The following is a 10,302-nucleotide window of genomic DNA, read 5'->3' as shown; positions in this document are numbered from 1 at the left end:
ACTCCCGCGCGGGCCTTCACCCCCGGCGTGAACGCCGGAGCACTGGCCCGCATTCCGGTAGACCGCGACCGCGGCCCCGAATGCGATCAGCCAGGGCCGCGCGTCCGCGGGTGTGCTCCCCAGCAGGGCCCGCAGCACCGGAACCAGCAGTGCGTAGGACAGGCCCTCGGCTATCGCGGTCGTCGTCATGAGGGCCACGGTGCGGCGCATCGCCTGGGCGTACTCGTGTCCGAGCACGCGCAGCAGCATTCGGATCACCGGGGCTCGTCTCCTTGCCGTATGCCGCCACCGCGGGTTTCGGTCTCGTCGCCGGCCGCCGATCGGTGAGAACGCCAGAACTCGGCGAACTTTCCGCCCCGGGCCAGCAGTTCGGCGGGTGTGCCGCGCTCGACGATCTCCCCGTCGTCCAGCAGCACGATGGCGTCGGCGCCGGCGATCGTCTCCAGGCGATGGGCGATGACCAGAATCGTCCGATCACCCGCCGGCGTCGCCAGGGCCCGGCGCACCGCCTGTTCGGTCTGCGGGTCGGCGAAGGAGGTCGCCTCGTCAAGCACCAGAACGGGCGCGTCGACCAGCAGCGCGCGTGCGATCGAGATCCGCTGCGCCTCGCCACCCGACAGCCGGGCGTCCTGGCCGATCACCGTCTCGTATCCGCGCGGCAGCTCCGGCGACCGCGGTGACCGTCCCCGGTTCGAGGACCAGGTCGATCCCGCGCAGCACCTCGTGATCGGGTTCGTGTTCCTCGCGACTGCGGCGCTCGTCGACGAGCTCGATCGGCTCGGTAGTGCGCGTGAGCTCGTGCTCCCCTCGCTGGTAGCCGAATCGGACGTCACGCAGTTCCACCCGGTGGCCCTGTGGTGCGACCAGGTGCGCGGGCTCCGGCAGCGGCCGTACGGCGAGCACTTCCCTGATCCGGCCGACCGCGCGCCGGGCGGCCTGCATGTCGTCGAAGCCGTGGCCGAGAGCCGCCACCGGAGCGGTCAGGCCCAGTCCGAGCAGCAGGAAGGGCAGCAGGTCGGCCGGGGCCAGGCCACCGGACGTGATCAGAGTCGCGCCGCCGGTCAGCACGACCAGCAGCACGAACGGAGGCGACAGCGCCAGCTGCATCCCGGCGGCGATCACGGACATGCCACGCACCCACCGGAAGAAGACACCGACGAAATCGTCCACGGCCGACAGGAAGCTGCGGTGGGCGCGCTCGGACCCGCCGAACGCCTTGACTACCGGTGGCGGTGTGGGCCGCTCTCCCGCCTGGGCAAGGTCGGTGGTGGTCATCGTTCTCCTCAGTCCCGGGCGGGGAGCGAATCGCGGTCATCGGTCCGCTCAGCCGGTGATGGCGGTCCGGTCCGGGGCAGGACGGTGAGGGCGATGAGGACGGCGGCGGCCAGGAGCGCGGTACCGAGCGCCAGGCCGAGCGCGTATCCGGCGTTGAGGGCGTCGGGCGTGGCGGACTGGCCGGTGCGGATGTGCGCGGCGGTGCCGAGGGCGGCCAGCCCGAGTGAGGCGCCGATCTGTCGTGAGCTGTTGAGCAGGCCCGAGGCAGTGCCGGTCTCGTGGGGCGCGACGCCAGCGGTGGCGGTGGAGACGACCGGTCCGAGGCAGAGCCCGAAGCCGACGCTGGCGACGATCGAGGGCCCCAGGACGTCGGTGAGGAAAGCGCCGTCCGGGCTGATCAGGCCGAACCAGGCGCAGCCTGCCGCGGTCAGCAGTCCGCCGGTGACCATGAGGGTCCGCGGCGCGAGACGGTAGCCGAGTTTGACGGCGAGCACCGAGCCGACGATCACGCCGAGGGCGAGCGGCAGGAACATGACGCCGGTCAGCGCCGGTCCGGTCCCGAGCACGCGTTGCAGGTAGAGGGACAGGAAGTAGAACGCCGAGGCCAGGACCGCTCCGACCAGGAGGTTGTAGGCGTTCGCGCCGGCGACCGAGCGGTTGGCGAACAGGCCGAGCCGGATCAGCGGTTCGCGGGTGGTGGTCCGCTCGACATGGATGAACGCGGCCAGCGATGCGGCGGCGACCGCCAACGTCGTCACGGTGATTGGCGAGGTCCAGGAGTGCTGGTCGGTGCGGACGACGCCGAACACCAGTGCCGTCATGCCCGCGGTGGCCAGGACTGCGCCGAGGACGTCCGGGCGGCCGCCGCGACGTGGCGGCGGGCCGGGGGCGATCCGCCAGGCCAGGGCCACCGCGGCCGCGGCCATCGGCACGTTCACGAACATCACCCAGCGCCAGCCGGCGTACTCGGTGAGCAGGCCGCCGATCAGGACGCCGAGGGCGGCCCCGGCGGCGTTCACCGCACTCCATACGCCGAAGGCCCGGACGCGGGCCCTGCCCGTGGGGAATGTCGCGGTCAGCAGTGCCAGCGCGGCCGGAGCCAGTGCGGCGGCTCCGATGCCCTGTACGGCACGGGCGGCGACCAGATGGCCGGGCTCCTGCGCGAAGCCGCCGACGAGTGAGGAGAGGCCGAACAGGCCGAGCCCGAACAGTAGGACCCGCTTGCGACCGTAGGAGTCGGCGACCTTGCCGCCCAGCAGGAGCAGCCCGCCGAAGGTGAGCGCGTAGGCGTGGATCACCCAGGTCAGGCCCACCGCGCTGAAGCCCAGGCCAGCGGCGATCCGCGGGAGCCCGACGTTCACGATCGACAGATCCAAAGACACCAGGAACTGCACGACGGACACCGCGGCGAGGGTGATCCCCGGCCGGGAGATCTCCGGGCTAACGTAGCGGGACTCGCCCTTGTCTCGGATCATCTGCATGCCGACATCGTGGTATTCGGGCTGGTCGGCGGTCATCGTGCCCAGAAAGGCTCCTGCGCCTGATGTCTGGGAAGTAGGAGCGGCCCCACTACACCGCGGGGAGTAGTGAATTATTGCTACGTACCGCGGACGACCCGTCGGCGGAAAAGATCGTAATCTACACAGATGAGCCCTGCAGACCGGTGGTGGCCGCTCATCCAGGACGGCCTGCTCGCCGTGGTGATGGCCATCCTGCTGGCGGTCGTCGCGTTCGTCTCGCCACGCGCGGGTGCCGTGGATTTCGCGGCCGTCCTCGCCGGCTCGCTCGCGCTCGTCGCCTGGCGGCGGGCGCCCCTGGTGTCGTTGCTCGTCAGCACGGCCTGCATGCTCGTGGTCACGGCGCATATCCAGCCGGGCCCACCGGCCGCCTTTCCCGTGCTGGTGTCGGTGTTCGCCGCGGTCCGGGCCGGCCATCGGCCGGCCGCGGCGCTGGCGGGCGTGGTCTTCCTGGGCGCCGACCTGGTGGTGAACCTGCCCGGCGCCGACGGGGTGCTGCGGAATCTCCAGAACTCCTCACTGCTGGTCGGCTGGTTCGTGGCGGCCGGCGTGGCGGCGACGGTGACCCGGCACCGGCAGGCGTACCTGGAAGAGGCCGAGCGGCGTGCCGCCGAGGCCGAGCGCACCCGCGAGGAGGTGGCCCGGCGCCGTGCGGGGGAAGAGCGGCTGCGCATCGCCAGGGAACTGCACGACTCGCTCACCCACAGCATCTCGATCATCAAAGTCCAGGCCGGGGTGGCCGTCCACCTGGCACGCAAGCGCGGTGAGGACGTGCCCCCCGCGCTGCTGGCCATTCAGGAAGCCGGCAGGGACGCCATGCGCGAGCTGCGCGCCACCCTGGAGGTGCTGCGCGATCCCGTGCGCGACCCCGGCAGCTCCGACGGCGAGGCTCCGGCCAGTGGCCTGGACCGGCTCGACGACATGGTGGAGCGGGCCCGCTCGGCCGGGCTGCCGGCCACGGTGACGATCTCCGGAGCGCGGCGGGAGTTGCCGGCCGAGGTGGACCGGGCCGCGTACCGGATCGTCCAGGAGGCGCTCACCAACGTCTCCAGGCACGCCGGCGGGGCGGCCGCGGCGGTGCACATCGACTACGCGGACGGGGAACTGGTCGTACAGGTCGACGACGACGGCACCGCCGACCCGGATAAACCGCCCGTACCCGGTACGGGTCTGCTCGGCATGCGCGAGCGCGTCACGACGCTCGGCGGCCGGCTGCGGGCCGAGCCCCGCCCCGAGGGCGGCTTCACCGTACGCGCCGAGCTTCCCCTGGGAGAAGGATCGTGATCCGTGTGCTGCTCGTGGACGACCAGGCGCTCATTCGCGGCGGCTTCCGGGCCCTGCTGGAGATCGAGGACGACATCGAGGTGGTGGCCGAGGCCGCCAACGGCGAGCAGGGCGTCGCGCTCGCCCTCGAGCACGTGCCCGACGTCGCCCTCGTTGACATCCAGATGCCGGTGATGGACGGCATCGAGGCGACCCGGCTGATCGCCGCCGACGAGCGGTTGAGCGGCGTCCACGTCGTGATCCTCACCAACTACGGCCTCGACGAGTACGTCTTCAACGCGCTCCGCGCCGGCGCCTGCGGCTTCATGCTCAAGGATGCCGAACCCGCCGACCTGCTGCAGGGCGTCAGGGTCGCGGCCCGCGGCGACGCGCTGCTGTCGCCCGCGATCACCCGCCGCCTGATCGGCGAGTACGTCGCCCGTCGCCCCGAGCCCGCGCCGGAGGGTCTCCACGTGCTGACCAACCGCGAGCGTGAGGTCACCGCGCTGGTGGCCCGCGGCATGTCGAACGACGAGATCGCCGCCCACATGGTGATCAGCCCGACCACCGCCAAGACGCACGTCAGCAGGGCGATGACCAAGCTGCATGCCAGGGACCGCGCCCAGCTCGTGGTGTTCGCCTACGAATCCGGCCTCGTCACTCCGCGGCGCGGCTGATCGCGTGCCGGCGACCGGTGGGAGTTCGCCGGCGACTTCATCGGCTTGACGAATTCACCAGAAGATACGCCCACGCGGTAGAATTTGGTCATTCGTCCAGGACAGTCGCCCAGGGTGGGTGACCAATCATCGCGACAGGAGGAGTGCGTGGCAGGAACTACGGCCGCGGATCGGGGACGGGAGGTGCGCCGCCGGCTGTTGCGGGTGGCGGCCGAACTGATCGCCGAGCGGGGCTGGACGGCGGTCAGCACCCGGATGCTGGCCGAGCGGGCCGGCGTCGCCCCGGGGGTGGTGCACTACCACTTCACCTCGGTGCGGGCCCTGCTGGCCGAGGCGGCACTCGACGTGATCGGCGACGTGGTGGAGCAGGCGGGACCTGCGCTGGCCCGGGCCGCCACGCCCGGTGAGGCGCTCGGGCTGATGATGGGCCTGCTGGAGGACCACGACGGCCGGGACGCCACCTCGCTGCTGTTCACCGAGGCATATCTGGCCGCCACCCGCGACGAGGGCCTGCGCCGCTCACTGGCCGAGGTCATGACCGGGTTCCGGCGACGGCTCGCCGACCACCTGACCGAGCACGCGGTGCCCTCCCCCGAGGCGACCGCGGCCGTCCTGGCCGCCGCGATCGACGGCATCGTGCTGCATCGCGCGCTCGGCCCCGGCCTGGAGGCCTCCGACGTGGTGTCCGTCCTGCATCGGCTGGTCACGCCTCTCGATCGTCACGCCCCCGACGACGACCGCCCACCTCCACGAAAGGCCGGTGAATCGGCATGAAGGTAGTCATCTGCGGAGCCGGGATCGCCGGGCTGGCCCTCGCCCAGCACCTCCACGGCTTCGGCGCCGAGGTCGTGGTGCTGGAGAAGGCGCCCGCCCCCCGGACCCAGGGCTACATGATCGACTTTTTCGGGCCGGGCTACGACGCCGCCGAGGTCCTGGGTGTGCTGCCCCGCATCCGCGAGCTCGGCCACCGGGTCGAGGAGCTGACCTACCGGGACCGGACCGGTCGCCCGCGCGCCCGGATGAGTTTCGCCCAGTTCGCCAAGATCGTCGACGGCCGGCTGATCAGCATCATGCGCCCCGACCTGGAACGCGCACTGCGCGAACACCTCTCCCCCGGCGTCGACCTGCGCTACGCCACGAGTCTCACCCGCATCGACAGCCGCCCCGACGGCGTCACGATCACCCTCACCGACGGCGACGCCGTCGACGCCGATCTGCTGGTGGGCGCCGACGGCGTCCACTCGGCCGTCCGCGGCCTGGTGTTCGGGCCGGAGCGCGAGTTCCTGCGGTACCTGGGATACCACACCGCCGCCTACAGCTTCGAGGACGCCGACGTGCACGCCGAGGTCGCCGGCCGGTTCTGCCTGACCGACACCGCCAACCGGGAGATGGGCTTCTACGGACTGCCCGGCGATCGGGTGGCCGTGTTCACCGTGCACCGCTCCCCCGACCCGGCGTTACCGGCCGATCCACGCGCGGCCCTCCGCAGCGAGTACGCGACGCTGGGCTGGATGGTGCCGCGCGCCCTGGCCGCCTGCCCGCCACCCGAGCAGGTGTACTACGACCAGGTGGCCCAGATCGACATGCCGGCCTGGAGCCGGGGCCGGGTCGTGCTGATCGGCGACGCCGCCTACGCGGTGTCCCTGCTGGCCGGGCAGGGCGCCTCCCTGGGCATGACCGGCGCCTACGTCCTGGCCGAGCAGCTGTCCCAGACCGGTGACATCGACACCGCGCTGGGGCACTACGAGCGGACGCTGCGGCCGGTGGTCACCGAAAAGCAGCAGGCGGCGAGGAACGCGGCACGTTGGTTCGTCCCCGCGTCCGCCTGGCAGCTCGGCGTCCGGCGCGCGGCGCTCAAACTGGCCAGGCTTCCCCTCCTCGACCGGTACATGGCCGCCGCGCTGGTCGGCAAATCCACCGCCTCTAACACTCGCGCCGATCATGCTCAACGGGCGAGGATTCACCCATGAACAACGAACCCATCGATCTGAGCAGGGCTCTGAGTTCCTTCGACATCCTGTGGAGCCCCCGCATCGTCACCCGCGTCAACGACTACGACGTACGCGTCGCCAAAGTCCAGGGCGAGCACATCTGGCACGTCCACGACGACACCGATGAGTTCTTCCTGGTGCTCGACGGGGAACTGCACATCTCCCTGCGGGAGCCCGGCGGGGAGCGCACGGTCCGGCTCCCCCGGGGTGCCGTGTTCACCGTCCCCCGCGGCACGGAGCACAAGCCGTACGCGCCGGGCGGCGCTTCGATCCTGCTGTTCGAGCCCAGCGGGACACCGACGGTCGGAGACCGCCACGCGGAGATCCCCGACCACATCGATGCGACGACAGGGCACGAACTCGAATGAGCGCGGAGGGGAATGGCCGGTATTCGCCTGAGTTTGACCGCGGAGATTGAGCATGGTCTACGTGGAGGCGGCGTCCGGAGGCTCGACGGCGCTGCCAGGGGTGTTGTCGGGGTCGCGGCTCGGTGAGGGCGTTTTGCCGCGTCAGCGCCCCCTCTCATAGGGTGGCTGCTGTCGCACGTCGTCACGAAGGGACGCCTCTCCATGCACCGCAGCCGCACCGCCCGAATGGTGCCGACGCCTGCGGTGCTGAGGCTCTCCGTGCCGGCGTTGGTGCTCATACTGCTCGCCTTCGCGGTCTTCGCCTGCGGGCTGATCTCCACAGTGAGCGTCACCGCCGGGCTCGAGCGGATCGCGTCCCCGGATGCCGTGACCGCCCAGGGATCGTCTGACGCGACCGGCCTCCTCGTGGCAGTGGCACACGCCACCGCGGACGGCGACGATGGCGCTTCGGGCCACGGCTGCTCGAAGAAGCCGAGCGTGACCGAGGGATCACCGTCCCTCCGGGCCGACTCTTACGGGAGCGGCTTCCTGAGCATCGCCAGGCCGCAGGTCGCAACTCGGCTTCCGGCGGACAGACACAGTGCCGGGTGCGCCGGCCCGGCCCCTCCAGCCCCCGCGCCGATTCTTCTGTCTGTTCTGCGGATCTAGACATGCCCGCGCCCGTCAAGGCGCTCGTGGCAGGTCGAATGATCCGACCAGAACAGGACATCTTCATGGATTCTTCAACCATTCGGCATTTCCTCAAGCGACTGGTCGTCGCCGTACTGAACGAGCAGCGTTCCGCGCTGACCGCGCTGCGGATCTGGGGCGGCGCCCGCTGGGCGACCGCTGCCGGTGGTGCGCTCCTGACCGTACTGGTCGTCGGAGTGCCCACCGTGGTGATCCCCAACCCACTCTTCGGCCGCGAGGTGCCCGTTCAGTGGTGGAACTATCCGACACTGGCCGCCACCGCCATGCTGGGCGGCTTGGTGATCGCCACCTTTGCCGATACCTCCGGGGCCCGGGTGCGCGCTGATCGGGGCTCCTCCCGGTTGGGCGCTGTCGGCGCGGTGCTGTCATTCCTCGCTGTGGGCTGCCCGGTGTGCAACAAACTCGCGCTGCTACTGCTCGGTGCCTCCGGGGCGATGACCGTATGGGCACCCATCCAGCCGGTGGCCGCGGTGGCTTCGGTACTTCTGCTGGCGGTGGCGGCGGTTCGCCGCCTGTCCGGGGAAGTGAACTGTCCGGTACGTCCGGCGCCGCCTGCCGTACCGCCGCCGCTTGCTACCGAACGTGGCCGCCGGTCCGGCGACTGATCTTCGTCTTCCCTTCCATCTCATCAGGAGCATCCTGTGTCCAGCACCACCTCCGGCGGCGGCCGAACCCGCGGAACCGTCGTCGCCGCGGCCGCCCTCGTCGCCGTTGTCATCCTGGGCCTCGCCTCACTCACCGCGACCCCCGGCGGTACCCCGAGCGCGCCGGTCGCCACCCCTTCCACATCGGCCTCATCGGCCACCGGCAGTGTCGAAACGCAGATGCCGCCGGAGTTGGAAAGGGCGTTGCTCGCCCTGGCCCGGCGTGACGTCGATGACGGCAGTGCCACGGGACGCGTGGACGCGCCCGTGGTCTTGGTCGAGTACGCCGACTTCCAGTGCCCGTACTGCGGAAAGTTCGCGAGGGACACCAAACCTCAGCTGATGAAGTACGTGCAGGACGGCACCCTGCGCATCGAATGGCGCAACTTCCCGATCTTCGGTGATGAGTCGACGGCCGCCGCCCGTGCCGGATACGCCGCCGCGCAGCAGGGCAGGTTCTGGGAGTTCTACAACGTCGCCTTCTCCAAGGAGCGCACGCGCAACAGCGGCGCCTTCGCCCCCGGCAAGCTCGAGAAGATGGCCCGCGAGGCGGGCGTGCCGGATCTCGACCGATTCCGCGCGGACATGAAGAGTGCGGCGGCCCAGGTCGCCATCGACCGCGACAGTGAGGAGGGATATCGGATCGGAGTGACCAGTACCCCCGCGTTCCTGGTGAACGCGCAGCCCATTTTGGGGGCGCAGCCGTTTGAAGTCTTCGAGGCCGCCATCGAGAAGGCCAGGCTGGCCGCCGGGACGCCCCCGGTGGCGTCCTCGCCCGGGGTAACGGGGAAATGACTGACATCGGTTATCTCGCCGCCTTCCTCGGCGGGCTGCTCGCGCTGCTCAGCCCGTGCAGCGCCCTCCTGCTGCCGGCCTTCTTCGCCTACGCGTTCGGCACCACCGCGCGGCTGCTCGGCCGTACCCTGCTCTTCTACGCGGGGCTGTGCACCACGCTTGTGCCCCTGGGTGCGGCCGGGTCGCTCGCCGGGCGGCTGTTCTACGGCCACCGGGACCTGCTCGTGACCATCGGCGGCTGGACGGTCATCGCCCTCGGTATCGCCCAGGTGCTGGGGATCGGCTTCGCCTCGCGCCGCATACAGGAGAAAGCGGCCGGCATCCGCCCGGGATCGGCGGGATCGGTCTACGCGCTCGGCACGGTCTACGGCCTGGCCGGCTTCTGCGCGGGGCCCGTCCTCGGCGGCGTGCTGACCGTGTCCGCGATCGGCGGCAACCCTGTCTACGGGGGTGCGCTGCTGGCCGTCTACGCGCTCGGCATGGCCTTCCCGATGTTCCTGCTCGCCCTGATGTGGGACCGGTTCCACCTGGGGGGCAGGCGCTGGCTCCGGGGGCGGGGCTTTCACCTGGGGCCGCTGCACCTGCACACCAACTCACTGCTGTCGGGGGTCTTCTTCGTCCTTCTCGGGGTGATCTTCCTGCTCTTCGACGGGACCTCCGCACTTCCCGGGCTGATGGGGGTGGACGGCGAGTACGCGGTCGAGCAGTGGGTCGGACGGATCTCCGCCGGGATTCCCGATATCGCGGTCGTCCTGCTCGCCATGGCGGTGATCGTGGCGGTGATCCTGGTCGTCCGCTTCCGCCGTTCCGCTTCCACACAGGTCCGGACGAGCGAAGTGACCGAGCAGGCGGTCTCCTCCCGAACGCGGCCCCGGCCGCCATCCGACTCTGGGTGATAGTTGGAGTTGCAGCAGCACTTCGCGGTGATGAACGAGATCCGGGCGCTCAACGAGAAGATCGACCGGCTGGCCGCGACCCTGCCGGTCCCCGTTGACGTTGTTGACGTTGTTGACGTCGCCGATGGCCGGGCCGGGCCCGCGAATCACGCACGGTGAGACTGACCGGCCAGGGGCGACGCTCGG

General features: G+C 70.8%; 13 protein-coding genes and 1 pseudogene. 10 read left to right on the top strand and 4 right to left on the bottom strand.

Annotation, left to right across the window (positions count from 1 at the left end; genetic code table 11):
- From ACFHYQ_RS19905 to ACFHYQ_RS19890, 4 genes and pseudogenes are all read right to left on the bottom strand, one after another.
- A pseudogene (locus tag ACFHYQ_RS19905) lies at positions 1–249 on the bottom strand (ABC transporter ATP-binding protein); the annotation flags it as partial.
- 5 nt (positions 250–254) lie between these two features.
- Positions 255–641 carry an ATP-binding cassette domain-containing protein gene (locus ACFHYQ_RS19900; RefSeq protein ID WP_394302656.1) on the bottom strand — a complete coding sequence of 129 codons (387 nt, stop codon included), beginning with the start codon at positions 639–641 and terminating at the stop codon, positions 255–257.
- Positions 547–1,275 (bottom strand): ABC transporter ATP-binding protein, encoded by a 729-nt coding sequence (locus tag ACFHYQ_RS19895; RefSeq protein ID WP_394302655.1) that lies wholly within the window; start codon positions 1,273–1,275, stop codon positions 547–549. The genes ACFHYQ_RS19900 and ACFHYQ_RS19895 overlap by 95 nt, the downstream gene beginning before the upstream one ends.
- Positions 1,276–1,283: 8 nt before the next feature.
- Positions 1,284–2,792: an MFS transporter gene (locus tag ACFHYQ_RS19890; protein WP_394302654.1), complete on the bottom strand. Its 1,509-nt coding sequence runs from the start codon at positions 2,790–2,792 to the stop codon at positions 1,284–1,286.
- 129 nt (positions 2,793–2,921) lie between these two features.
- On the opposite strand from ACFHYQ_RS19890, the gene ACFHYQ_RS19885 reads away from it, so the two are divergent.
- From ACFHYQ_RS19885 to ACFHYQ_RS19840, 10 genes are all read left to right on the top strand, one after another.
- Positions 2,922–4,076, top strand: a complete 1,155-nt coding sequence (locus ACFHYQ_RS19885; protein WP_394302653.1) for a sensor histidine kinase — start codon at positions 2,922–2,924, stop codon at positions 4,074–4,076.
- Positions 4,073–4,732 (top strand): response regulator, encoded by a 660-nt coding sequence (locus ACFHYQ_RS19880; protein WP_394302652.1) that lies wholly within the window; start codon positions 4,073–4,075, stop codon positions 4,730–4,732. Before ACFHYQ_RS19885 ends, ACFHYQ_RS19880 begins: the two co-directional genes overlap by 4 nt.
- Positions 4,733–4,879: 147 nt before the next feature.
- Positions 4,880–5,506, top strand: coding sequence for a TetR/AcrR family transcriptional regulator (locus tag ACFHYQ_RS19875; protein ID WP_394302651.1), 627 nt, complete (start codon positions 4,880–4,882; stop codon positions 5,504–5,506).
- On the top strand, positions 5,503–6,702 hold the full coding sequence (locus ACFHYQ_RS19870) for an FAD-dependent monooxygenase (protein ID WP_394302650.1): 1,200 nt from the start codon (positions 5,503–5,505) through the stop codon (positions 6,700–6,702). Before ACFHYQ_RS19875 ends, ACFHYQ_RS19870 begins: the two co-directional genes overlap by 4 nt.
- The gene (locus ACFHYQ_RS19865) at positions 6,699–7,091 is read left to right on the top strand and encodes a cupin domain-containing protein (RefSeq protein ID WP_394302649.1); all 393 of its coding nucleotides are present in this window, start codon (positions 6,699–6,701) and stop codon (positions 7,089–7,091) included. Before ACFHYQ_RS19870 ends, ACFHYQ_RS19865 begins: the two co-directional genes overlap by 4 nt.
- A gap of 201 nt (positions 7,092–7,292) precedes the next feature.
- Entirely contained in the window at positions 7,293–7,739 is a 447-nt protein-coding gene (locus ACFHYQ_RS19860) for a hypothetical protein (RefSeq protein WP_394302648.1), read from the top strand.
- A 2-nt stretch (positions 7,740–7,741) separates the two neighbouring features.
- Complete coding sequence (locus tag ACFHYQ_RS19855; protein ID WP_394302647.1) at positions 7,742–8,386, top strand: hypothetical protein; 645 nt, start codon at positions 7,742–7,744, stop codon at positions 8,384–8,386.
- A 36-nt stretch (positions 8,387–8,422) separates the two neighbouring features.
- Entirely contained in the window at positions 8,423–9,220 is a 798-nt protein-coding gene (locus ACFHYQ_RS19850; protein WP_394302646.1) for a DsbA family protein, read from the top strand.
- Positions 9,217–10,116, top strand: coding sequence for a cytochrome c biogenesis CcdA family protein (locus tag ACFHYQ_RS19845; RefSeq protein ID WP_394302645.1), 900 nt, complete (start codon positions 9,217–9,219; stop codon positions 10,114–10,116). Before ACFHYQ_RS19850 ends, ACFHYQ_RS19845 begins: the two co-directional genes overlap by 4 nt.
- A gap of 3 nt (positions 10,117–10,119) precedes the next feature.
- The gene (locus ACFHYQ_RS19840; RefSeq protein WP_394302644.1) at positions 10,120–10,275 is read left to right on the top strand and encodes a hypothetical protein; all 156 of its coding nucleotides are present in this window, start codon (positions 10,120–10,122) and stop codon (positions 10,273–10,275) included.
- Positions 10,276–10,302 lie beyond the last annotated feature (27 nt).

Origin of the sequence: Sphaerimonospora cavernae, assembly GCF_042435035.1 — a bacterium.
Lineage (GTDB): Bacteria > Actinomycetota > Actinomycetes > Streptosporangiales > Streptosporangiaceae > Sphaerimonospora > Sphaerimonospora cavernae.
This window is presented reverse-complemented; position numbering and strand designations above follow the sequence as displayed.